Here is a 23,800-nt window from a genome sequence, read left to right on the forward strand (position 1 = left end):
CCCCACCATGTCCAGCACAACGAAACCGACCAGCTCAGGCAACGATTTCTAACTGGAGTACTAAGACTGCCGTCCGCGGTCGCGCCCGGAGCTCTACGGCAGCTCAGGCAGGTCCTCGGCGTACAGCAGGGTCAGGTCGTCCGTGTTCGGGTCGGCCAGCTGGGCGACCCGGCTCGCGTGCCGTTCCACCATCGCCTCGAACGTCTGGCGGGCGGTACGGCCGTTGCCGAAGGCCGGGCCCTTCGGAATCTCCGCGAAGTACTTCGTCAGCGCCTCGGACGCGCCCGGTGCCAGCCGGTACTCGTGCTCGTCGGCCTGTTGCTCCACGATCCGCAGCAGCTCCTCGGGGCCGTAGTCGCCGAAGGTGATGGTCCGCGAGAAGCGGGACGCCACGCCCGGGTTGACGGACAGGAAGCGTTCCATCTCCGCCGTGTAACCCGCGACGATCACCACGACCGCGTCCCGCTGGTCCTCCATCAGCTTCACCAGCGTGTCGATGGCCTCCTTGCCGAAGTCCCGGCCCGCGTCCTCGGGGGAGAGCGCGTACGCCTCGTCGATGAACAGCACGCCGCCGTGCGCCCGCTGGAACGCCTCCTGGGTGCGGATAGCCGTGGAGCCGATGTGCTCACCGACCAGATCGACCCGGGACACCTCGACGAGGTGCCCCTTCTCCAGCACCCCGAGGGAGGCGAGGATCTCGCCGTACAGCCGGGCGACCGTCGTCTTGCCGGTACCGGGGGAGCCCGTGAACACCAGGTGGCGCTTGACCGAGGCGGCCTTCAGACCCGCCTGCTGCCGGCGCCGGCCGACCTCGATCATGTCGGTCAGTGCCCGCACCTCGCGCTTGACGCTCTCCAGGCCGACGAGAGCGTCCAGTTCGCCCAGCACGGCATCGGAGGTCCGTGCCGGCTCCACCGGTCGCGCACCGGCGATCAGGGGCTCCTGCTCGGTGCTGCGCTGGCCGGGGATGGAGCCCAGCAGGCCGGGGGTCTGACCCACCGTCTGCACGGCCGGCTCCGGCGCGGCGGGCGCGGTCAGGCCGGTGCTCTCGTCGCTCGTGCAGTCCTCGACGAGCGGACCGGAGTCACGGCCGGCCTCCGTGCCGCCGTCCGCGAACTCGTACCCGCCCCGCGCGCACCGTTCCGTGCGGCACTTCTTCAGCGTCGTGCGGCAGCCGTCGATCACGTGGAAGCCGTACCCGGCGCTGCCGGTCACACGGCAGTTCAGGAAACTCCCGCGGCCGCCCGCCGACACGTAGACGCCGGCCTCCGAGGGGGAGTCGACCGTGCAGCGCTCGATGGTGGGGTCGGCGCCCTTGGTGACGATCACGCCGGTTCGGTTGCCGTCCAGGGTGCAGTTGTTCAACGTGCCGCCGCTGCCGTGGTCGCGGAACCAGGCGCCCGTGGCGGCGTCCCGTATGCGGCAGTCGTCGAGCTGGGCGGTGGCGCCGTCGCTCACCGACACCGCGGTGTTGCGCACCTGGGACAGGTCGCTGTCCACGACGTCCGCACGTGAGCCGCGGTCCAGGACGAACAGCGCGTCCGGCACGTCGTGCACCCGGCAGGAGTCGAGGACCGCGGTGGCGCCGTCGCTCACCCAGACCGCCGGGTAGTCGCCGGTGCTGTCGAAGATCTCGCACTGGTTGGCGTCCACGCGTGTGCCCGGGTCCCACACCGACAGTCCGTTGCGCCCGAACTGCCGCACGCTGGTGCGGGTCAGCGTGAGGACGGAGCGGGACCGCAGGTCGACCGCGTTCTCCGGGACGTCGTGGATGCGACAGTCGGCGAGGGTGAGCACCGCGTCCGTGTCGAGGGTGACGCCGTCGCCGGTGGTGCGGTGCACGTCGCAGTCGGTCAGGTGCGCGGTGGCCCGGTTCGTGACCTGCACGCCGCTGCCCCGCACCTCGTAGACCTCGCAGCCCACGGCCTCGAGCGCGGAGCCCTCTCCCGTCACCGTCAGGCCCGAACCCGCGGCGTGATGCACCCGGCAGCGCTCCAGCCTGGGATGCGCGCCGGAGCGCACCGCGACGCCCGCCTGCCCCGCGGAGACGACCTCGCACTCCTCGAACACGCCGCCCCCGCCGTCCAGGACGGCGAAGCCGGCACCGGCCGGGTTGTCGACGACGCAACGCCGCACCGTGGGCCGCGCGCCGCCGCGCACCTCAATCCCGGAGGCAGAACGCGCGACCACCCTCAGACTCAGCAGCTCCGGCGTACCGTCCTCGACGAGCACCGCGGGAGCCGCCGCGTCCTGGCCCTCCACGTACACATCCTGGATCACCGCCGAGGCACGCACGGTCAGCGGGACACCGTCCACGGGGGCGATCCGGACCGAACCCTGCCCGCCCTCGGGGCCGCGCAGGGTCACCGCCCGGTGGACGACGAGGTTCTCCCGGTAGGTCCCGGGGGCGACGGTGAGGACGTCACCGTCGGCCGCGGCCTCCAGGGCGGCGGCGAGCGATGCGTACTCACCCGTGCGGCGCCGCCACCGCGAGGTGCCGGTGTGCGTCACCTGGACCGTGCCCTGTGCCATGGCGTTGCTGTGCCCCCACCTCGTCGTACGCGGGTTGTCGCCGATTCGGTTCGGCCGGTCCACCGTAGCGTGCGCGCAGGTGGTGAGTTGACCGGAGGCGGAAGCCCGTCAGCTGTCCGCGCCGGTCTTGCCCCAGTCCGGGCCGGCCCGCTCCCACTCCTGCTCCAGGCGGGCGTACCGGCGGTGGACCATGCGCCGGACGGCGATCCGCCGGCCGGCCTCGACCAGGGCCGCGGCCACCGATCCGGCTCCGATCCCGGCGAGCACGGCGTGCGTCGTCGCGGTCGCGCCGTCGAGCGGGCGGGCCACCGTTCGTCCCTGCCCGTCGGTCCATATCGCGAAGTGGTCGCCGGGGGCAGGGTCGTCGAGGCTCGCCATGAGGGAGCCCTCGTGCCGCGAGCCGTCCGGCGCGGTCCAGTCGGCGAGCACCCGGCTGCGCAGGTCCCCGCCGGAGGCGCCCTCCGGGTCGACGGTCAGTGGCGGACGCTCCAGAGGGCGGACCACTGTGGCCGTCACCCGGTGCCGGGACTCGTGCTGTTCACGCACCGACCGCTGCAGGGAATCCTGCGCCGAGCCGCCCACGAGGGCGCCGACGAGGGGAGCCACGGTCAGGATCAGCAGCAGCCCCACCAGGGCCGTCCACGCCTCGGCCAGGTCCGTCGGGCGGCACAGCGGATTGTGCCGCCAGCGCCAGAGCCCTCCGATCGCCCGCACGATCCGCGCCCCCTTCCCGCTGCCGCCGCCCCCGGCCGGACCGTTCACTGCTCGCCCGTCCCGGGGCGCACGCGACGCACTCTCGCGAGCGCGCCCCCGCCGGGTTCCTCACGAACCTCTCACAAAGCCCAACGCGCGGGCCGCGGACCGGGTTCCCCGCCCCGGCCGGTGACCTGAACCGGTCGGTGGGGGAGGGACACGTCATCCGCAGACCCGCACGGGGTCGCCCACCCGGATCGTGCCGCGGCCGAGCGGGACCAGGTTCTGCCCGAAGACCAGTTCGCCGTCGGCGCGGCGGTGGAGGCCGAGGGTGTGCAGGGGTTCCCTGCCGCGCTCGGCGGTGCCCTGGTCGGTGGTCGTCACGACGCAGCGTCCGCACGGCTTGGCGACCCGGAAGGCGACTTCGCCCACGGTGACGCGGGACCAGCCGTCCTCGGCCCATGGTTCGGTGCCGAAGACGACAACGTTCGGCCGGAAACGGTTCATGGGCAGCGGGCCGTCGCCCGCGTGCTCTCCGCGCGCGATCAGGGAGTTGAGGGCGTCGAGGGAGGCCGTCGTGGTGAGCAGCAGCGGATATCCGTCGGCGAAGGTGACGGTCTCGCCCGGCAGCGCGTACCGCGGGTCGACGAGCCGACGGGTGGCGGGGTCGTCCAGGTAGACCAGCCGGACGTCCTCCTCGAGGAAGGCGCTGCACCAGGCGTGCACGGCATCGTCCTCGGCGGGGACCGCCTCGACCTTGTCCCGGAAGATCTGCGTCGGCACGGTGGCCCCCGCATGCGGAACCGGCACCGTGAGCGGCTCCCGGCCGGGTGCGGACAGCCGGACGCCGCCGCCGGGCAGCAACTCGGCGGCGACCAGGGCGATGCGCGGCTGCCTGCGTTGTGTGACGACCTTTCCCCCGTCGTCGATCAGCATCCAGCGGCGGTCTCCGGCCAGCCCCCAGGGCTCCACGACGGCCTCCCGGAGCGGCAGGCTCCGGGACGCCTTGACCGGATGGACGTGGATCGACTGCAGTCGCGAGTTCCCCATGGGGTCATCGTGCCAGGTGGCACCGGCAACCCCGGGAACGGCTCAGTAGCCGCGGTACTGCTGCTGGTTGTACGGGTCCTGATACGGCGCCGGAGCCGGCCGGGGAGCCGCGGGGCGCATCGCCTCGTACCCCGCCGGGCCGGGCGCCGCAGGGCGGGGCGGCTGAGGCTGCTGGGGGCCGGGGTACCCGCGCGGAGCGGTCGCCTGCTGCGGGATGTACGCAGCGGGCGCGTGCTGCAGCGGGGCGGGCTGCGGCGCCTGCTGCGGGTAACCGTAGGAGGGCTGGGAGGGGCCGGCCGGGAGGGCGGGCAGAGCCGACGGGAGCGCGGGCAGGTGGCTGCCCGGCGTGTCGTACGCGGCGGGGACCCGGATCGGGGCGATCTGCGGGGTGCCCCGCTCGGCCACGAGCGAGTCGTAGATCGGAGTGTCCGGGAAGGAGGCGGAGTAGTAGCCGCCGCCATAAGTGGAGCGGGGGGAGGTCATGGGACATAAGTTAAGCCCACGATGTGCTGGTTGGGGAGACCGATAAGAGGGTTGTTTTGCGTGTCCGCAGTGACCGGGCATCCCCAATGCGAGCGAATTCGGCGAAATGGGGGCGACACGCCGTGCGGTCTTGAGGTAAATGCCGAGTTCCGGGCGGGTTACCGGCCGTTGTCCCGGCGTCTTCCCGCACCACTCGTGAGCGAGGGGCGGCCGGGGACTAGGTTGGGCTCGAAATCAGGCGGACCGCCGGGACAGTCCCGGCTCGGTGACACGCAATGGGGGCGGACATGTCAATGCCGAAAGGATCGAACACCCCGGTGCCCACGACGGCGCTCCGGGTCGAACTGGGCCGGCGAACCGGCCCCGGAGTGCCCGACGTGGACGCCTCGGCGCTGCTCCTGGTGGGCGGGAAGGTCCGGACCGACGCGGACTTCGTCTTCTACAACCAGCCGGCGCACTCCTCCGGCGCGGTCCGCCACGAGGGCAAGCGGGACGCCGACGGCCGGGTGACCGACAGTCTGCTCGTCGACCTCGCGCGTGTGGAGCCCGCCATCGAGACGGTCATCCTCGCCGCATCGGCGGACGGCGGAACGTTCGGGCAGGTCCCCGATCTGTACATCGAGGTCCGCGACGCGGCGCGGAACACCGTCGCCGCCCGCTTCGACAACCCGGGCGCGACCGTGGAAACGGCTTTCGTGCTCGGCGAGTTCTACCGCCGCCAGGGCGCCTGGAAGTTCCGCGCCGTCGGACAGGGATACGACCGCGGGCTCGAGGGCCTGGCCACGGACTACGGCATCTCGGTGGACGAGCCGCAGCGGACACCCGCGGCCCCCACGCGACCGACGGCACCGGCCCCCGCGGCCGTCACGCCTCCGGTGGCCCAGCCCGCCCCACCCGCAGCGCAGCCCGCCGCCGCACCGCCGCCCCCGCCCGCGGCACCCCCCGCCGAACCGGTCCGGCTGACCAAGGTCACGCTGACCAAGGCGGCACCCTCCGTATCGCTCACCAAGCAGGGCGGCACCTCGGGCGGCATGCGCGTCAACCTCAACTGGGAGGTGCGCAAGCAGTTCTCCGGCTGGGCCCGCAAGCTCGGCCGCCCGGTAGCCATGCACGACGACCTCGACCTGGACCTGTGCTGCCTGTACGAACTCACCGACGGCAGCAAAGGCGTAGTACAGGCGCTCGGCAACGCCTACGGCGCCCTCGACCGGCCGCCGTTCATCCACCTCGACGGCGACGACCGCACCGGGGCCGTGGCGACCGGCGAGAACCTCACGATCAACCTCGACCACAAGCAGTACTTCCGGCGCATCCTCGTCTTCGTCACCATCTACGAGGGCGCCCGCTCCTTCGCCGACCTGCACGCCACGGTCACCCTTCAGCCGCAGTACGGCGCCCCGATCGACTTCTCGCTCGACGAGTGCACGGTTCCCTCGACGGTGTGCGCCCTCGCACTGATCACCAGCACCGGCGACGACCTGGTCGTCCAGCGCGAGGCCCGCTATCTGGTGCCGGAGCGCGGGGTGAGCCCGCAGCGGACGGTCGACCACGCCTACGGGTGGGGCATGGACTGGACCCCCGGCCGGAAGTGACGCCCGGGCGCGCGGTCGGCCTGCCACGTGCGCACGCTCAGCCCTCGTCGGCCACGGCGCCCGGACGGGCGTAGGTCCGGCCCTTCCAGGCCGCGCCGCGCCCCCGGTAGTGCCGCATCGCGGAGTCGATGGTCATGAGGAGGTAGAGGAAAGCGGTGAACGGCAGCAACGGGGCGAGCCACAGCGGCTGCCGGTAGTACCGCAGCATCGACAGGTACGTCCCCGCCATCACGAGCCACGCGGCGGCGCCCGGGAAGAGCGCCGCCGCGTTCCCCGTCGCCGCGCCCACGACCACCGCCGCCGGCGGCACCAGGTACACCAGCGCCAGACCGGCCACCGTCCCGGCGAGCACCAACGGGTTGTGGCGCAGCTGCGCGTACGCGCTGCGCGAGACCATCCGCCACAGGTCGTGCAGCCGCGGATACGGACGGACGCTGTCCACCCGGTCGGCCAGCCCCAGCCAGACGCGCCCGCCGACGCCCTTGACCGCCCGGGCGAGCGCCACGTCGTCGATGACGGCGTGCCGGATGGAGTCCGGGATCCGGGCCCGTTCGGCGGTATCGGCGCGCAGCAGCACACAACCGCCCGCCGCGGCCGCCGTCCGCGTCGCCCTCCTGCCGTCCGTCCCGCCGATCCACCGGAACGGGTACAGCTGCGCGAAGAAGTAGACGAAGGCCGGCACGACCAGCCGCTCCCACACGCTCTCCACTCGCAGCCGGGCCATCTGCGAGACGACGTCGTAACCGCCCGTGCGGGCCGCCGCCACCAGCCGGCGCAGGTTGTCCGGCGCATGGGCGATGTCGGCGTCCGTCAGCAGGAGGTACTCGGGCTCCCGCGTGCGGGCCAGGCCGACGCCGTGCCGCACCGCCCAGAGCTTGCCGGTCCAGCCGGCCGGCGGCTCCCCCGGCGAGGCCACGGTGAGTGGCAGTCCCTCCTGCAGCCGGGCCAGCTCGCACGCCAGTCCCCCCGTGCCGTCCGTGCTGCCGTCGTCGATCAGGAAGACCTCCGCGCGCCCCGGATAGTCCTGGGCGAGCAGGGACGGCAGACTCGCGGGCAGGACGGCCGCCTCGTCGCGCGCCGGGACCACCACGCAGACGGATGGCCACGCGTCCGGTTCCTCCTGGACCGGCAGCCGGACGTCCGTGCGCCAGAAGAAGCCCCGGGCGAACAGCAGCCACAGCCAGGCGGCGAACGAGAGGGCGGAAACGACGGTCACGACGGCAGTCCACACATCGGCGCTCACGTGCGCAGTCTGCCCCACGACACGGGGCCCCGACGGCGCATCGACTATGGTGGCCGGGTGAAGATCGCGCTCATGGACTCCGGAATCGGTCTGCTGGCGGCCACCGCCGTAGTACGACGCCTGCGACCCGACGCCGATCTCATCCTCTCCCTGGACCCCGACGGCATGCCCTGGGGCCCGCGCACCCCCGAGGACCTGACCGGACGGGCCCTCGCCGTGGCCGAGGCGGCCGCCGCACACCGTCCGGCCGCCCTCATCGTCGGCTGCAACACCGCCACCGTGCACGCGCTGCCCGCGCTGCGCGCCCGCTTCGAGCCCACACTGCCGGTCGTCGGAACCGTCCCGGCGATCAAGCCCGCCGCGGCCGGCGGAGGCCCCGTGGCGATCTGGGCGACACCCGCCACCACCGGCAGCGCCTACCAGCGCGACCTGATCGAGAAGTTCGGTGCCGGCGCGAAGATCACCGAGGTGCCGTGCCCGGGCCTCGCCGACGCCGTCGAGCACGCGGACGAGTCGGCCATCGACGCGGCCGTCGCTGCCGCGGCCGCCCTTACGCCCGACGACGTAACGACCGTCGTCCTGGGCTGCACCCATTACGAGCTGGTCGCCGAACGCATCCGCGCCGCCGTGCAGCGCCCCGCCGGACCGCGGCTCGTCCTGCACGGCTCCGCCGGCGCCGTCGCCGCCCAGGCACTGCGCCGGATCGGCGCCCGGCCCGACCCCGGCGCGCCTGCCGAAGGTACCCTCACCGTCCTGCTGAGCGGACGCGAGGGCACGCTGCCCGCGCCGGCGCTGGCCTACGACGAGGGCCGGCTGCTGCGCGCGGTCACGCCGGCGCGCTGACCGGCGGGCCCGCCGGTCGGCCCAGTCACCCTGCGCGACGAGGTACCGGTGCAGCGAAACCTGAGTAACCTCATATCCATGAGGCATCGCCACGGCGAGAGCATCCCCCCACCGCACGTCTGGACCGGACGTGCCACCAACCGGGTCCAGTGGTTCCTGTCCCTCATCGGCGCCGCCTGCCTGGCATTCGGCATCGCGCTGGCCGTCGAATCGGCCTGGGAGTCCGGAGGCGCCCCGCTGGCCATGGCGGTCGTCGGCTGCATCGCGGCGGGACTGCTGGTCCTCTTCGGCACGCTCGCCTTCGTGCACGTCGCGCTGAGGGTCGACGAGGAGTGCCTGGAGGTCCGCTGCGGCCACATCGGCGTGCCCCGCCGCCGCATCCCCCTCTCCCAGGTCGCCGGCGCCGAGTTCGCCCCGCACGTCACGCCGCGCCACTGGGGCGGTTGGGGCTACCGCTGGCGACCGGAGAAGGGCACCGCGGTCGTCGTACGCCGCGGCGAGGGGCTGATCCTGCGGTTGTGGGACGGCCACACCTTCACCGTCACCGTGGACGACGCGGAAGCGGCCGTCCAGGTCATCAAGGACCGCCTGCGGCCGAAGGCGCCCGGCTCGGCACGCTGAACGCGCCGTTGCGGTGAGACGGCCGGTCGGCGGACGGCCGGCGCGGGTCATGCGGTAAGTGCCGGCACCGCACGCCCATGGTCCGTCGGCAGCAGGGGGACCGTGCTGTCGGCCGTTCGGTCACTCGCCGTACACTCCGGGGGGTGACAGCCACCGCAACCTCCGTCGGCGAGCCGGACCGGAAGCAGCCGCAGAACGCACCCGCCACGCGCGCCGCCGCGCGGCTCCTGCGCCTCCTCCCTGCCGTCGCCGTCGCGCTCTCCGGAGTGCTGCTCTACGTCAGCTTCCCGCCGCGCGCCCTGTGGTGGCTGGCCCTGCCCGCCTTCGCCGTCCTCGGCTGGGCGCTGCGCGGCCGCGGCTGGAAGGCGGGCCTCGGCCTCGGCTACCTCTTCGGCCTCGGCTTCCTGCTGCCCCTGCTGGTGTGGACCGGCGTGGAGGTCGGCCCCGGCCCCTGGCTCGCCCTGGTCGCTATCGAAGCGGTCTTCGTGGCGCTGGTCGGCGCGGGCGTCGCGACGGTGTCGAAGTTGCCGGGCTGGCCCCTGTGGGCGGCGGCGCTGTGGATCGCGGGGGAGGCCGCACGCGCGCGCGTGCCGTTCGAGGGCTTCCCCTGGGGCAAGATCGCGTTCGGGCAGGCGGACGGGGTGTTCCTGCCGCTCGCCGCGGTCGGCGGCACACCGGTACTCGGCTACGCGGTCGTCCTGTGCGGCTTGGGCCTCTACGAGGTGGTGCGCATGGCCGTCCACGCGCGCCGCACCGGAGAGGTGCGGCGGAGCGCGGCGACCGTGGCCCTCCTCAGCGTGGCCCTGCCCGTCCTGGGGGCCGTCGCCGCCCGCCCGCTGGTCAGCGACGAGGCGGAGGACGGCACCGCGACCGTCGCCGTGGTCCAGGGCAACGTGCCGCGCGCGGGCCTCGGCTTCAACGCCCAGCGCCGGGCCGTACTCGACTACCACGCGCGCGAGACGCAGCGCCTGGCCGCCGGGGTCAGGGCCGGCAAGGTGGATCGGCCCGACTTCGTGCTCTGGCCGGAGAACTCCTCGGACATCGACCCCTTCGCCAACCCCGACGCCCGCGCGGTCATCGACCGGGCCGCCAGGGCCATCGGCGCGCCCATCTCCGTCGGCGGTGTGGTGGAACGCGACGGCAAGCTGCTCAATGAGCAGATCCTGTGGGACCCGGACAAGGGCCCGGTCGACACCTACGACAAGCGGCAGATCCAGCCGTTCGGCGAATACCTGCCGCTGCGCTCGCTCATCGGCGCGATCAACGACGAGTGGACCTCCATGGTCAGCCAGGACTTCAGCCGGGGGACGGAACCGGGCGTGTTCACCATGGCCGGGACCGAGGTGGGGCTCGTCACCTGCTACGAGGCCGCCTTCGACTGGGCGGTGCGCTCCGAGGTCACCGACGGCGCCCAGATGATCTCGGTGCCGAGCAACAACGCGACGTTCGACCGCAGCGAGATGACCTACCAGCAGCTCGCCATGTCCCGCGTCCGCGCGGTGGAACACAGCCGGACCGTCACCGTGCCGGTGACCAGCGGCGTCAGCGCGATCATCATGCCGGACGGGAGGATCACCCAGAGGACCGGCATGTTCGTGGCGGACTCCCTGGTCCAGGAGGTGCCGCTGCGTTCCTCCGAGACGCCCGCCACCCGCCTGGGCGTGGCTCCGGAGATCGTCCTGCTGCTGGTCGCGGCCGGCGGACTCGGTTGGGCCGTCGGCGCCGGTGTGCGCGGTCGGCGCGCCGGTGGCGTGTAGCCGTACGCCCGCCGAACCCCCCTCGACACCGCCCGGGCGGCACGGCCGGACCGTTAGGGTCGTTCGCATGGCTACTCCCGACTTCATCCGCGATCTGCGCGCAACCGCCGGACACCAGCTGCTGTGGCTTCCCGGAGTGACCGCCGTCGTCCTCGACGACGAGGGCAGAGTGCTGCTCGGCCGGCGGTCGGACAACGGACGCTGGTCCCTGATCGGCGGCATCCCGGATCCGGGGGAGCAGCCCGCGGCCTGCGCGGTGCGCGAGGTGGAGGAGGAGACCGCCGTACGGTGCGTCGTCGAACGGCTGGTCCTCGTCCAGGCGCTGAACCCGGTCACGTACGACAACGGGGACGTCTGCCAGTTCATGGACGTCACGTTCCGCTGCAGGGCCGTCGGAGGCGAGGCTAGGGTCAACGACGACGAGTCGCTGGAGGTCGGCTGGTTCGAGGCGGACGCGCTGCCGGACCTCGGGGAGTTCGGGCAGTTCCGGATCAAACAGGCGCTGTCCGACGCCCCCACATGGTTCGACACCACCAGCTCCGCCTGAAGTATGGAGCGCGCCCACATGTGGCGCGGGGCGTGGCCTGCCTAGGGTCGGGACATGACCTCGCCCAGTGTCCTTCCGGCTCCGCACGCCTCCTCGCTCGACCTCCGCGGCCGCACCGCCCTCGTCACCGGTGCCGCCGGCGGCATCGGCCGAGCCTGCGCGCAGCGGCTCGCCGCGGCCGGGGCCGAGGTAAGAGCCGTCGACCGGGACGCCGCCGGACTGGACGCGCTCACCGAGAGCTGCGCCGACCTCGCGGGCGGTGTCGCACCGCACGTCCTGGACCTGAGCGACCTGGACGCCGCCGAAGACGCCGCGGCCGGCACCGACATCCTCGTCAACAACGCCGGTCTGCAGCTGGTGCGCCCCATCGAGGAGTTCCCGCCGGACGTCTTCCACACCGTGCTCACCGTCATGCTGGAGGCCCCCTTCCGCCTCATCCGCGGTGCCCTGCCCCACATGTACGGGCAGGGCTGGGGGCGCATCGTCAACATCTCCTCCGTCCACGGCCTGCGCGCCTCGGCCTACAAGGCGGCGTACGTGGCCGCCAAGCACGGGCTGGAGGGACTGTCCAAGACCGCCGCTCTCGAAGGCGCGGCCCACGGCGTCACCTCCAACTGCGTCAACCCCTCCTACGTGCGCACCCCGCTGGTGGAGAAGCAGATCACCGACCAGGCCAGAGCGCACGACATCCCCGAGGAGCAGGTACTGACCGACGTACTGCTGAAGGACAGCGCCGTGCGGCGGCTCATCGAACCGGACGAGGTCGCGCAGGCCGTGGCCTACCTGTGCGGCCCGCAGGCGTCCTTCGTCACCGGTACGTCGCTGGTCCTGGACGGCGGCTGGACCGCCCACTGACCAGGACGCGACCCGCGCACCGAACCGGGCCGCGTACCCGGCCGGCCCGGGTTTTCCACAGGCCTGCCGGGACGACCCTGCGATGGGGAATCCTGTGAGCATGTCCCGCGATCACCTGCAGTCCGCCGAGCGCCCCGCCCACGATGCCGAGTCGCCGGCCGGTGACTCGGCGGACCCGGCGCCCGTGGCCGTCGAGACGCCCTTCCTGGACCTGCTGGCCAGGGGCGCCTCCGCCGACGCCTACGAGCAGCCGGTGCTCCTCGTCCGCGCGGAGGGAGGCCCGGCCGAGCGTATCGCCGCGCTCGAAAGGGCCAAGGCCCTCGCGCTGCGCGTCCGCTCCGAGCTGGAGGGCCGCCGACGCCGGGAGGCCGAGCTGTCCGCGCTCTTCGAGACCGCCCACGACCTGGCCGGACTGCGCGACCTGGACGCCGTCCTGCGCGCGATCGTGCAGCGGGCCCGCTCACTGCTCGGCACCGACGTGGCCTACCTCAGCCTCAACGACCCCGCCCGGGGCGACACCTACATGCGGGTGACCGAGGGCTCGGTCGCGGCCCGCTTCCAGCAGCTGCGGCTCGGCATGGGCGAGGGACTCGGCGGTCTCGTCGCCCAGACCGCCCGTCCCTACGTCACCGACGACTACTTCCAGGACGCCCGCTTCCAGCACACCCGCACCATCGACGCCGGCGTGCGCGACGAGGGCCTGGTCGCCATCCTCGGCGTCCCCCTCATGCTCGGCCACCACGTCATCGGTGTGCTCTTCGCCGCGGACCGGCGCGCCCGGGTCTTCGAACGGGAACAGATCGCCCTGCTCGGCTCCTTCGCCGCCCTCGCCGCGGCCGCCATCGACACCGCGAACCTGCTCGCCGAGACCCGCTCGGCCCTCGCCGACCTGGAACGGGCCAACGAGATCATCCGGGACCGCAGCGGCGTCATCGAGCGCGCCTCCGACGTCCACGACCGGCTCGCCGAACTCGTCCTGCGCGGGGGCGGGGTCCACGACGTGGCCGCCGCCGTCTCCCACGTGCTGGACGGCACCGTCGAGTTCACCGAGGCCGTCGCCGCACCGGCACGCGCCCTGGAGACCTCCCGCGCCGAAGGCCACGCGGTGCGGCACGAGGACGACTGGATCGCCGCCGTCACCGCCGGCGGCGAGCTGCTCGGCGCCCTGGTGCTCCGCGGCCACCCCGGACTCGACCCCGTCGACCAGCTCACCTTGGAGCGGGCCGCGATGGTCACCTCCCTCCTCCTGCTCGCCCGACGCTCCGCCGCGGAGGCCGAACAGCGCGTCCGCGGTGAGCTGCTCGACGACCTGCTCGACGCCCGCGACCGCGACCCACGCCTGCTGGGCGACCGCGCCCGGCGGCTGGGCGCCGACCTGACCGCCACCCACGTCGTTCTCGCCGCCCGCCTCGACACCACCGCGCCCGACGCCGACCAGGAGGCGGACGCGCGCAGACGGCTGTGGGCCGCGGCCTCCCACCTCGCCGCGACCCGGCACGGCCTTGCCGCCGCCAGAGACGGCGGCACCGTGCTCCTGCTGCCCCTGGCCGCCGACGACGGCGCGACGGACCTGGCCCGCCGCACCGCCCGGCACCTCGGCACGGCCGTCCACGAGGCCGTCACCGTCGGCGCCTCCGCTCCCGTGCAGGACCTCGTCGCCCACCCGGACGCCGTGGCCGCCGCGTACACCGAAGCCGGACGCTGCCTCGACACCCTACGGCTGCTGGGCCGCTCCGGGGACGGCGCCGCCGCCGAGGACTTCGGGTTCCTCGGCCTGCTGCTGGCCGGCGACCAGAACGTTTCCGGCTTCGTCGTCCGCACCATCGGCCAGGTCCTCACCTACGACGAACGTCGAGGCACCGAACTGGTGCGCACCCTCGACGCGTACTTCGCCTGCGGCATGAGTCCCGCTCGCACCAAGGACGAGCTCCACGTCCACGTGAACACGGTCGCCCAGCGCCTGGAACGCGTCGGGCGCCTCCTGGGTGACGACTGGCAGAGCCCCGACCGCGCGCTGGAGATACAACTGGCCCTCAGACTCCACCGCTTGTCGATACCGGCACAGCACTGACCCCCGCACGCACGGGCGTCCGGGGGCCGGTTGGGGGGCGGGTCAGACGGTGCGGGCCCCCGACGCACGGGAGGCGGACTGCTCGGCCCCGCCCGGCTTCGCGTCCTGCGGGGCGGTCGCGACCTCGGCGAGGTCCCGGTTGCGCGTCTCCTTGGCCACACCCACGGCGATCAGCGTCAGCACCACCGAGGCGATGACGTAGAGCGAGATCGGGGTGGAGCTGTTGTACTCGGACAGCAAGGCGGTGGCGATCAGCGGCGCGGGGGCACCGGCCGCGACCGAGGCGAACTGCGCGCCGATCGAGGCCCCCGAGTAGCGCATCCGGGTCGCGAACATCTCGGAGAAGAAGGCCGCCTGGGGTGCGTACATCGCACCGTGCAGCACCAGTCCCACGGTCACCGCGAGCAGGAGGCTGCCGAAATGCCCGGAGTCGATCAGCATGAAGAAGGGGAACATCCACAGCCCCACCCCGGCCGCCCCCAGCAGATACACGGGACGTCGGCCGATGCGGTCCGACAGCGCACCCCAAACCGGAATCACCGCGAAGTGCACGGCCGAGGCGATCAGCACCGCGTTGAGTGCGGTCTGTTTCGAGACGTCGGCGGCGGTGGTGGCGTAGACGAGGATGAACGCCGTGATGACGTAGTAGCTGATGTTCTCGGCCATCCGTGCGCCCATCGCGATCAACACGTCGCGCCAGTGGTGCCGCACCACGGCGACCAGCGGAAGCGGCTCGGACTTCGCCTTCCGTGTCTCGGCCTGCGCCAGTGCCTGCTTGAACACCGGCGATTCATCGACGGACAGACGAATCCACAAACCGACCATGACAAGCACTCCGGACAGCAAGAAGGGAATCCGCCAACCCCAACTGTTGAACGCGGAGTCCGACAGCACGGCGGTCAACAACGACAGCACACCGGTGGCCAGCAACTGCCCCGCCGGCGCCCCCGTCTGCGGCCACGACGCCCAGAACCCGCGCCGCCGCGCGTCCCCGTGCTCCGACACCAGCAGCACGGCCCCGCCCCACTCACCGCCGAGCGCGAAGCCCTGGACCAGCCGCAGCACGGTCAACAGCACGGGAGCGGCCGTACCCATGGTCGCGTGTGTGGGCAGCAGTCCGATCGCGAAGGTCGCCCCGCCCATCATCAACAAGCTCAGCACCAGCAGCTTCTTGCGCCCGAGCCGGTCGCCGTAGTGCCCGAACACCAGGGCCCCCAGCGGCCGTGCGGCGAACCCGACGGCGTAGGTCAGGAACGACAGCAGCGTGCCGACGAGCGGGTCGGAGTCCGGGAAGAACAGTTTGTTGAAGACGAGCGCGGCGGCGGAGCCGTAGAGGAAGAAGTCGTACCACTCGATGGTGGTGCCGATGAGGGACGCGGCGACGATGCGCTTGAGGTTGTTCGGCGTCGGTGGAGCGGATGCTGCGGAGGCCATGTGCGCCACTTCCTCGTGTGCGGTGGGGACGGGTACGTGTCGGCACACCGTAGAAATACGCAGGTCAGGCGCACATGTGGCGGGGCAACATAGTTCGAAGGTTGGCTATGCGCGCAGCCACCATGCCGGCTCGCGGGAAGCCGGTTCACACGATCGGTGATGCTCAAAACGAGTACCGTCCGGGGCGTCTGCACGGGCAAGAAGAGTCTTTCGGTGCGGGTGCGGGTGCGGGTGCGGGTGCGGGTGCGGGCGCGGGTGCGGTTCACGTTGGTCCCAGGAGATTCTTCGTCTGCTGGTGGTACACGCCTGACCGCGCTCCTGACCGGCGGTAAAGAGTGGAAACGTCAAGTGCCAGGCTGATTCGGCCCGCACCTGGTCCGCATCTTGATGAGTGGTACGTGGTGCTAGCGAGTGGGCCGCGGTACCACATGCGACGGCTCCGTGAGACGGCGAAGCCGCATTGGAGTACTCCGATGCGTTCGCGACACCAGCGCCCTCCAAGGGCTCGATCTTTCGGCAGGTCTCGTGGGCTCACAGATGAACGAGAGGTCGACTCTGGAGCGGGCTCGCGCCGTAACGATCAATGCCCGCGCAGTCGCCGCGACTCTCCGGTGATCACGGAGGCGCCGGGCTGCGCTGCTCTCGACAGAAGCCTCACGGCCCGGGGACACGGAGGCATCAGCCCGGCGCCCGCGTCATCACCGCGAGCCCCGCGATGGCATGCGATGACGCTCTTTGAAGAGGCCTTGCCGGCCAGGGGGGAACCAGACCTCCGCTGTCCTGTGCGAGCAGTCGTCTCGGGTCGTTGCATGGGCCCGGGCCGTCTGCTTACGCACTCTGGATTAGGGGATGCTCACACCGGACCTTCGCCGGTCGACCGCGGCCGCCCCCGGCAGCAAGCGCCACTTGATCACCGACCGCCGCGGAACAAGGCCTGGGCCTGGTGGGACGAGGCCGCCGGCCGAGTCCGGGCCCGGGACATTCGGGCCGTGGTGACGGCATCGACGAAGACGCAGCCACTGGAGCGGCAGCGCTCCTGCTCGCCGACCGGTTGGGGCGGGCTGTTGCGGTCTCCCGGGGCAGGGGGTCGCAGACCGTGGCGGCCCCCGGCACGGGACGACTCACATCGGCGGACGAGTCCGGGCCGTTGAGGAACGGCAGGGGAACTTTTTCACGGCAGCTGGTGATCCCCGCCACTCGTTCCGGGGCGCGGCTTCGGCCGCATGTCCCCGCCGTAGGTGGTGTGGTAGTCCGGGACGACGATTCGGCTCAACGGGGACTCCTGACGGACCAGCGCGACGAAGGCGTCCAGGTCCATCGCCGGGTCGCGGCGCGGTGGTTCGCTCAGGGGCTCTTCGAAGTTGTCCCAGTGGACGGGTACGACGACGTCGGGCTGGCCGAGTGCTCGCATCAGTCGAGGCACGTAGCGGGACGTCGAGGAGCTGGACGGCACCGCGATCATCGCGAGATCGGGGTTGAGCCCTTGGACCGCTCGCTCGGAGAAGTCGCTGGCGCCCATCAGGAAGGCCGAGGGCGCACCGCTGCCGGTGGTCACCTGGTAGGCAAGCGTGTCGCCCTCCGGCAGGTCGGAGATGGTGCGGGGGGCTGTCGGCGGTGGCGCGTGCAGGGTTCCCGGCGCGAAGTAGGTGTGCCGTTTGTTGCGGCTGTGCAGGCTCGACACCACCTGAACCGTGATTCCGTCGAAGTCCAGGACCTCGTCACCTTTGACCACCGAGATCTGCCCGGGGTCCACGCCGAACGCGGTCAGCAGGTGATACGTCGTCTCGGTGCCGACGATCCGGGCACCCGTGGCCTTGGCGATGTACGGCACGTCGGCGATGTGGTCCCAGTGGGAGTGGCTGACCAGGACGATTTCAGGGCGGCCGATGTGCTCCCGCACCCGTTCAGGATCGGACCTCAGCTTCGTACTCGGTTCGAAACCCCCGTCGAACAAACCGGTCTTGAACCGGGTGACGTACGGGTCGAAGAGCACTGTCCGCCCCTCGACGTCGATGCGCCAGCCGGACGTGCCCAGCCAACGGAAGGACGTCGAACCAGCCGGCGAGGCCGTGCGCGCCGTGGTGGTGGCGGCGTGGGCGGGGGAGGTGAGAAGCGGGGCGGCCGCGCCGAACGCGGCGCCGCGCAGCACCGTGCGTCGGCCGAAACCCTGGATGCGGCGCTTCGGGCGGGGTGCGTCTGTGTCGTCGCTCATGTGGTCAGGAGATCAGGAGACACCCGCCACAGTCCAAGATCGATACGTACGCGGTCTCATATGCATTCCCGTATGGGACCAGGTCATCCGCCACGACGGCGGAGGAAGTCGACAGCGATCCGAGCCGCTGTGCCGATCGCCGCGTCGACGGCCGTACGTGATGCGGCGAGTTCCCGCGTGCGGGCGAAGACGGAGACCGCGTAGCGGCTGCCGTCGGGATACCGAACGACCCCCGCCTCCATGTGAAGGCCGGGAAGGGTTCCGGTCTTCGCCGCGACCGTTGCCTCGTCCGGGAACCCCGACACCAGCCTGTGTCGGAAAAGCTGGCGGGACATCAGTTCCCGTACCTGCGCGCAGGCTTGCGGCGGGCCCGCCTCGTCCCGCCAGATGAGGCACAGCAGTCGGGTGATCTCGCGGGGCGTGCTGGCGTTGGTCCGCGAGGGATCCAGCACGCTCATCCGTCTCTTGCGGGCCTCCGGCAGCGCCGGGTAGCGCAGGGCGAACTCACTCTCGTCGCGTGCGCCGACCTCACTGAGCATCGACTGCAGCACATCGCGAGGACCGCCCACGATCCGGGTCCGTTCGAGGCGGAGCTCTTCGGCCAGGAGCCGTACCGTGTCCAGACCGACCTGTGCCAGCAGCAGGTCAGCCGCCGAGTTGTCGCTCACCGAGATCGCGAAGAGGGCCAGGTCGCGCAGGGACAGCTCGACGTCGTCCGCACAGCCGGCCGTGCCCCAGCCCCCCAGCCGGTCCGCTGCCGTGACCCGGACCCGCGCACGGGGGTCGAGCTGGCCGGCGGCGACCTGGCGCGCGAACTCGAGGACCAGCAAGACCTTGAAGACAGAGGCGATCACGACGGGCTCGTCAGCGCCGACGGCAACCTCGTCGGCTACCGTCCACTCACCCGCGGCCACCGTGTCGCCTGTCGCACGCCTGCCGATCGTCACCTCATCGCGGCACGGCTCCCCACCGATGGGAACCGCGTGCAACAACCCCTCGGCTCCCGCCCTCGCGAAGACCTCACGGACCTGATCCTCGACCATCGCTTCGCCCCTCACGTAAGGTCCCTGGCTGTGGATCTCTTGCGCCACCTGCGCATCTTTGTCGCCGTCGCCGAAGAGCTGCATTTCAGCCGGGCCGCCGACCAGCTCGGCATGGCCCAGCCACCCCTCAGTCAGGCGGTGCGCAGGCTGGAGAAGGATCTCGGCGCCGAGCTGTTCGACCGGTCGCGCCGACAGGTCAAACTGACACCCGCAGGCGCAATGTTGCTGGACGAAGCCCGTGCACTGCTACTCGGCGAGGAACGGTTGCGGACGCTGGCCCGCCGCGCCGGGGAGGGCGATTCGGGTACCTTACGTGCGGGCGTGCCCCCCGGCACGACGGTTGCCACGCTGTCGCTGCTGCTCGGCGCATGTGCGGAACACTATCCGGGCATGACCGTCGATCTCCAGGAGATCACCACCGAAGAGCAACTGCGACTGATCGCGTCCGGCGGGCTCGACGTCGGCCTCGTCCACCAGCCCGTGGACGTAACCGGCCTCCGTCTCGGTCCGGAGGTGCGGGTGGAACTCGGCGTCGTCCTACCGCGCGTCTCACCACTGGCCCGGCTTCCGGAGGTCGCTCTCGCCGAGCTGGCCGGTAGCAACCTCGTGCTCTTTCCACGTGCGCAGGCTCCCGGCTGGTACGACCGGATTCTGGACACCTGCCGGGCCGGGGGTTTCGTTCCCACCGGACTGCGGCATGCCTCGCACCCCGAGGTGTTGCTGGCCCTCGTCACCGCGGGGCACGGCATCGCCTTCGACCAGAAGCCGGTGGCCGGCAAGGAGCCCCGCGTCGTCTGGCGGCCACTGGGAGGCCGCCCCCTCACCCAGCGGACCAACGGAGTCTGGCCCGCCGGCCGATCCTCCCACCCGGCCGCTCCACACTTCGCCGAACTCGCAGCCGACGTACTCGCCCGCGACCGCGCGGCGACCCTGCACCGCGACGACGGCGCGCCCGCGGAGACAGAGCCGCCTCGCCCGTGGGCGGTGGTGTACGACGAAGCAGCATCGCGTTGGTAGGCGGTCTCGACGCCTTAGACGACCGGTGGGCTTCCTGAAAGTGGCAAAGGTGCGTGACGGCGCGTCAGCCAGGGACCTGCACGCCGCGGCCGATGCCGTGCTCGCGAACCGGGACGCACAGGGACGCTGACGCGCACACGCACCGCGCGTCGACAGCGGTCCACGCGCAGCCCCCGGAGCCGCACGGTTTCAGGCGACACGACCCGCGAGCGACAACCGGGAGCGCACTCGGCGGCCCTGGCCTGCTGACCGCCGGGCGACCCGCCCGTCGATGACCCGGTCGATGACGAGAGCCGGGCCAATGGTTCGCGCCTGGACGGTGCTGTGCCCCAATTGATGCAGGGCTGCCGGGTGAACGCGGGCGTTGTGTCCGCGTTGTGGCAGCCGAGCTGTGGAGCGTCGAGAACAACGTCGCGGGCGCGAACATGGACTTCGAGGAGTTCGCCCGAGCCGTTGGTGACGACGGCGTTCACCGGGGCTTCTGAGGCCGGAGCCGCACACCCCTGCTCGCGGTCCCCGGCCGTCCTCAGCCGTGGGGCAGCAGCGGAAGGCCGTGGCTCACCGGTGGTCCGCGTCCGGCCGGCCGGGTCTGCGGACCGGACGGTGGACCGGCGCGAGACGGGAGTTGCCGTCGAGTGCCGGATCTTCGGCGAGGGTGTGGCATCAGGACCCGGAGCCGTGGGCCGTTGTGGCGATTCAGCTGCCTGACTGCCGACCGGCGGGTGAAGGACCTGAAGCCCGGCCCGGTCATCAGGTCAGCGTTTGAAATCGACCTCTTCGATGCGTGTCTGCACGGTCCGGCCGCTTTCCCACGCGTTGGCGCCCGGTGCCACCTCCGGCATGGGGATGTCCGCCCGCTTCTGCCGATTGCCGGAGGTCGAGATGCCGAGCCGCTCGTCCCGGGCCCGGATCATCTCGTCCGAGGCCTGCCCGTCGTCGGTGAAGCCCATCATCAGTTGCGGGATTCCGTAGGGGAAGTCGTCGCGGTCGTACTGCCAGGTGTGGAACGTCTTGCCGTAGGTGGTCACGAGGTCCTCGAAGTAGGCGTGCTCGGCCAGGTCGGGGATGCCGGGGGCGGTGAGGCTGCCGGACTTGACCTCGTAGTGGTGGCTGTGCCACAGCCGCTTCTCGTCCTCGGGCAGGCCGCGGAAGCGTTCCTCGCTGATGATGTACTCGATGCCTATCAGGCGGGCGTCGGGCGCGTTGCGGTCGAAGATCACGCACTGATGCAGGTCGTGCCGGAGGTGAGTGCAGAAGTGCGTGGCCTCGACCTGCCGGCCCATGTCGTCGGCGTACATGTGGAAGCCGTTGAGGTAGGTGCTCATCGCGTCGACCGGGTACTTCGTCTGTACCGCCCCGGCGGCCAGGTCGAGCACGCGGTGCTTGAGGGGATGCCCCTTGCCGACCTTGCTGATCGTCGCCGCCTTGCGCCCGAACAGCAGTCCGACCGCGGCGGTCACGCCTGCCGCGGCTCCTATACCGATGGACGCGGCCGGCCTCACGCCGGAACCACTCGAACGGTGAGTGCCTCGTGTGGGTGCCATGGACGGCGAGTGCCCTGTGCCCGGCAGCCGTAACGAGCCACCGCCCGTCGGCCGCCACGCGGTCGACGAGCCGCGTGCGAGGATGTCGTCCGTGACCGGACCGCCTTCCTCGTCTGCCGCCGGAGACATGCCTCGCGACCATGGGCTCGGGTCCCGTACCGCCGCCGCGCTGGTGTTCGGGTCCTCCGCAGCGGTCCTGATCGTCGAGATCGTCGCACTGCGGCTGTTGGCCCCGTACCTCGGTCTCACCTTGGAGACCAGCACCATGGTGATCGGGGTCGCCCTCACCGCGATCGCCCTCGGCTCCTGGCTGGGCGGGCGCCTCGCGGACCTGGTCGATCCCCGCCGGCTGCTGGGGCCCGCGCTGGGAGTGTCGGGCGCGGCCGTGGCACTCACCCCCGCCGTCCTGCGCAGCACCGCGGAGTGGGCGCCCGTGCTGCTCCTGCTCGTCGCGGGTCTGACCATCCTGGTGCCGGGCGCGCTGCTCTCCGCGGTGACGCCGATGGTGACCAAGCTGCGGCTCACCAGCCTCGCCGAGACCGGGACGGTGGTCGGCCGGCTGTCCGGCGTCGGTACCGTCGGGGCCATCGTCGGTACCGTCCTCACCGGCTTCGTCCTCATTTCACGGTTGCCGGTCAGCGGCATCCTGATCAGTCTCGGCGTACTGCTGATGGCCGGCTCGGCGCTGGTCGGATGGCGAGCGCGCGGGTGGACCGGCACCCCTGCCCTCACTCTGGTGGTCGTGGCCGGCGGTCTGGCCACCGTCCCCGCGCCCGGCGGCTGCGACGCGGAGACCAAGTACCACTGCGCACGGGTCGTGGCGGACCCCGGCCGGGACGGCGGCCGCACGCTGGTGCTGGACGGCGTGCGACACTCCTACGTCGACGTCGACGACCCCACGTACCTGAAGTTCACCTATGTCCGTGCGATCGCGTCGGTGGTGGACACCGTCTTTCCCGGGAGTGAGCCGATCGCCGCCTACCACCTGGGCGGCGGAGGGCTCACCTTTCCGCGTTACCTCGCGGCCACCCGGCCGGGGACGCGCAGCCTCGTGTCCGAGATCGACGGAGGGGTCGTGCGCATCGACCGTGAGGAGTTCGGTCTGAGTCCGGAAGCCGGGGTCGACGTACGCACGGAGGACGGCAGACTCGGTCTGCGGAGGCTGGGGACCGGCAGCCGTGACCTCGTCGTCGGCGACGCCTTCGGGGGCGTCAGTGTGCCGTGGCACCTCACCACGGTGGAAGCGATGGCCGACGTACGGCGGGTGCTGAAGGATGACGGCCTGTACGTCGCGAATCTGATCGATCACGGTGACATGGCCTTCGCGCGTGCCGAAGTGGCCACGCTCGGCGAGATGTTCGAGCACGTGGCCCTCCTCGGCGAGCCCGCCGACATCGGCACCGGCCGGGCCGCCACCCCCGACGGTGGCAATCTGGTGGTGCTCGCCTCCGACCGGCCGGTCGACCTGCGCGCGGCCCGGGAAGCGCTTGACGACGGGCGAGTCGGCTGGGACATCGCCACCGGTGACGCACTCACCTCGTGGATCGACGGTGCCCGACCGCTCACCGACGACTACGCACCCGTCGACCAACTCCTGCAACCGCACGGCCCGCAGGTCGGGTGAGGACAGCCGATGGGTGACGGGATCCGTCTGCGGGCCGCCATGGCCGCGCTGTTGACCGTCGGCGCCGGTCTGGGACTGAGGGCGGTGACGGCGGGAGACGTGGCCAAGTACGGCGGGGACAGCCTGTACACCCTGCTGATCTTCGCCCTCGTCTTCCTGGCGGCGCCGCGGGTGACCGCGGCCAAGGCGGCGGCCATCGCGCTGGCCGTGAGCTGGGGCGTCGAGTTCCTGCAGCTCAGTGACGTACCGGCGGAGCTTTCCCGGCGCAGCACGGCCGCTCGCCTGGTGCTCGGCTCGACCTTCAACGCGCCGGACCTGTTCTGGTACGCGGTCGGTGCGCTGGCCGGGTGGCTCGCCGTCGCGTCCTCGGGAGCGGTCCGTGGCGAGCGTCCTTCATCGCTTGTGCGACGTGGAGCTTGAGCGCTGTGCTACGTGGTGCTCAGCGCTCGTCCGGCGTCGAGCGTCGCGGACGGCCGGTACGTCTCGTTCCGCTTCACGTGCCGGACCTTGCGGCCCCGGGGCACCAACGACACCGGTGACGTCTTCGTCAAGGACCTCAGGAACGGGGCCCTGCGCCATGTCCTCGGGCCGGAACCGTAGTTCGCCACGCACACCGGGAGGCTGAGCGCGGACGGCCGG

At 71.8% G+C, this 23,800-nt stretch carries 21 protein-coding genes and 1 pseudogene; 12 read left to right on the forward strand and 10 right to left on the reverse strand.

Features of this window, described 5'->3' with window-relative positions:
- Positions 1 to 93: 93 nt before the first annotated feature.
- The 4 genes from IE142_RS29790 to IE142_RS29805 form a co-directional block, all read right to left on the reverse strand.
- Positions 94 to 2,532 carry a right-handed parallel beta-helix repeat-containing protein gene (locus IE142_RS29790; protein ID WP_191888616.1) on the reverse strand — a complete coding sequence of 813 codons (2,439 nt, stop codon included), beginning with the start codon at positions 2,530 to 2,532 and terminating at the stop codon, positions 94 to 96.
- A 108-nt stretch (positions 2,533 to 2,640) separates the two neighbouring features.
- Positions 2,641 to 3,246, reverse strand: coding sequence for an Rv1733c family protein (locus IE142_RS29795; protein ID WP_191888668.1), 606 nt, complete (start codon positions 3,244 to 3,246; stop codon positions 2,641 to 2,643).
- A gap of 201 nt (positions 3,247 to 3,447) precedes the next feature.
- Positions 3,448 to 4,275: an MOSC domain-containing protein gene (locus tag IE142_RS29800; RefSeq protein ID WP_191888617.1), complete on the reverse strand. Its 828-nt coding sequence runs from the start codon at positions 4,273 to 4,275 to the stop codon at positions 3,448 to 3,450.
- Between the two features lie 42 nt (positions 4,276 to 4,317).
- Positions 4,318 to 4,758, reverse strand: coding sequence for a DUF6643 family protein (locus IE142_RS29805; RefSeq protein WP_191888618.1), 441 nt, complete (start codon positions 4,756 to 4,758; stop codon positions 4,318 to 4,320).
- Between the two features lie 293 nt (positions 4,759 to 5,051).
- Here IE142_RS29805 and IE142_RS29810 point away from each other — a divergent pair, with 293 nt between their 5' ends.
- Entirely contained in the window at positions 5,052 to 6,350 is a 1,299-nt protein-coding gene (locus tag IE142_RS29810) for a TerD family protein (protein WP_191888669.1), read from the forward strand.
- Between the two features lie 37 nt (positions 6,351 to 6,387).
- Here IE142_RS29810 and IE142_RS29815 read toward each other — a convergent pair whose 3' ends face one another.
- A complete protein-coding gene (locus tag IE142_RS29815; RefSeq protein WP_191888619.1) occupies positions 6,388 to 7,611 on the reverse strand; it encodes a glycosyltransferase in 1,224 nt (407 codons plus the stop codon).
- A gap of 39 nt (positions 7,612 to 7,650) precedes the next feature.
- Between IE142_RS29815 and IE142_RS29820 the strand changes: the two genes are divergently transcribed.
- From IE142_RS29820 to IE142_RS29845, 6 genes are all read left to right on the forward strand, one after another.
- On the forward strand, positions 7,651 to 8,436 hold the full coding sequence (locus tag IE142_RS29820) for a glutamate racemase (protein ID WP_191888620.1): 786 nt from the start codon (positions 7,651 to 7,653) through the stop codon (positions 8,434 to 8,436).
- Positions 8,437 to 8,514: 78 nt separating this feature from the next.
- A complete protein-coding gene (locus IE142_RS29825) occupies positions 8,515 to 9,057 on the forward strand; it encodes a hypothetical protein (protein ID WP_191888621.1) in 543 nt (180 codons plus the stop codon).
- A gap of 143 nt (positions 9,058 to 9,200) precedes the next feature.
- A complete protein-coding gene (gene lnt / locus IE142_RS29830; RefSeq protein ID WP_191888622.1) occupies positions 9,201 to 10,814 on the forward strand; it encodes an apolipoprotein N-acyltransferase in 1,614 nt (537 codons plus the stop codon).
- Between the two features lie 67 nt (positions 10,815 to 10,881).
- Positions 10,882 to 11,361: an NUDIX hydrolase gene (locus IE142_RS29835; protein WP_107480264.1), complete on the forward strand. Its 480-nt coding sequence runs from the start codon at positions 10,882 to 10,884 to the stop codon at positions 11,359 to 11,361.
- Positions 11,362 to 11,415: 54 nt separating this feature from the next.
- Positions 11,416 to 12,216, forward strand: coding sequence for a 3-hydroxybutyrate dehydrogenase (locus tag IE142_RS29840; RefSeq protein ID WP_191888623.1), 801 nt, complete (start codon positions 11,416 to 11,418; stop codon positions 12,214 to 12,216).
- A 100-nt stretch (positions 12,217 to 12,316) separates the two neighbouring features.
- On the forward strand, positions 12,317 to 14,287 hold the full coding sequence (locus IE142_RS29845; protein WP_191888624.1) for a helix-turn-helix domain-containing protein: 1,971 nt from the start codon (positions 12,317 to 12,319) through the stop codon (positions 14,285 to 14,287).
- 42 nt (positions 14,288 to 14,329) lie between these two features.
- On the opposite strand, the gene IE142_RS29850 is transcribed toward IE142_RS29845, so the two are convergent.
- Complete coding sequence (locus IE142_RS29850; protein WP_191888625.1) at positions 14,330 to 15,721, reverse strand: MFS transporter; 1,392 nt, start codon at positions 15,719 to 15,721, stop codon at positions 14,330 to 14,332.
- Positions 15,722 to 16,653: 932 nt separating this feature from the next.
- Here IE142_RS29850 and IE142_RS37045 point away from each other — a divergent pair.
- Positions 16,654 to 16,829, forward strand: a pseudogene (locus tag IE142_RS37045) (PhzF family phenazine biosynthesis protein); the annotation flags it as partial.
- Between the two features lie 63 nt (positions 16,830 to 16,892).
- Here the strand turns inward: IE142_RS37045 and IE142_RS29855 are convergent.
- Together IE142_RS29855 and IE142_RS29860 are read right to left on the reverse strand one after the other, a co-directional pair.
- Entirely contained in the window at positions 16,893 to 17,933 is a 1,041-nt protein-coding gene (locus IE142_RS29855; protein WP_191888626.1) for an MBL fold metallo-hydrolase, read from the reverse strand.
- 83 nt (positions 17,934 to 18,016) lie between these two features.
- On the reverse strand, positions 18,017 to 18,976 hold the full coding sequence (locus IE142_RS29860) for a serine hydrolase (RefSeq protein WP_191888627.1): 960 nt from the start codon (positions 18,974 to 18,976) through the stop codon (positions 18,017 to 18,019).
- A 39-nt stretch (positions 18,977 to 19,015) separates the two neighbouring features.
- Between IE142_RS29860 and IE142_RS29865 the strand changes: the two genes are divergently transcribed.
- On the forward strand, positions 19,016 to 19,993 hold the full coding sequence (locus IE142_RS29865; protein ID WP_191888670.1) for a LysR family transcriptional regulator: 978 nt from the start codon (positions 19,016 to 19,018) through the stop codon (positions 19,991 to 19,993).
- Positions 19,994 to 20,337: 344 nt separating this feature from the next.
- Complete coding sequence (locus IE142_RS39380; RefSeq protein ID WP_381788735.1) at positions 20,338 to 20,478, forward strand: DUF6924 domain-containing protein; 141 nt, start codon at positions 20,338 to 20,340, stop codon at positions 20,476 to 20,478.
- Between the two features lie 270 nt (positions 20,479 to 20,748).
- Here IE142_RS39380 and IE142_RS29870 read toward each other — a convergent pair whose 3' ends face one another.
- Entirely contained in the window at positions 20,749 to 21,453 is a 705-nt protein-coding gene (locus IE142_RS29870) for an OBAP family protein (RefSeq protein ID WP_229830979.1), read from the reverse strand.
- A 211-nt stretch (positions 21,454 to 21,664) separates the two neighbouring features.
- On the opposite strand from IE142_RS29870, the gene IE142_RS29875 reads away from it, so the two are divergent.
- Both IE142_RS29875 and IE142_RS29880 read left to right on the forward strand, forming a co-directional pair.
- Complete coding sequence (locus IE142_RS29875) at positions 21,665 to 23,161, forward strand: fused MFS/spermidine synthase (protein WP_229830981.1); 1,497 nt, start codon at positions 21,665 to 21,667, stop codon at positions 23,159 to 23,161.
- A gap of 9 nt (positions 23,162 to 23,170) precedes the next feature.
- Positions 23,171 to 23,581 carry a ribosomal maturation YjgA family protein gene (locus IE142_RS29880; protein WP_191888630.1) on the forward strand — a complete coding sequence of 137 codons (411 nt, stop codon included), beginning with the start codon at positions 23,171 to 23,173 and terminating at the stop codon, positions 23,579 to 23,581.
- A gap of 8 nt (positions 23,582 to 23,589) precedes the next feature.
- On the opposite strand, the gene IE142_RS37430 is transcribed toward IE142_RS29880, so the two are convergent.
- The gene (locus IE142_RS37430) at positions 23,590 to 23,712 is read right to left on the reverse strand and encodes a hypothetical protein (RefSeq protein WP_268252987.1); all 123 of its coding nucleotides are present in this window, start codon (positions 23,710 to 23,712) and stop codon (positions 23,590 to 23,592) included.
- Between the last annotated feature and the right edge of the window lie 88 nt (positions 23,713 to 23,800).

Source organism: Streptomyces mutabilis (genome assembly GCF_014649815.1).
In the GTDB taxonomy this organism is placed as follows: domain Bacteria; phylum Actinomycetota; class Actinomycetes; order Streptomycetales; family Streptomycetaceae; genus Streptomyces; species Streptomyces mutabilis.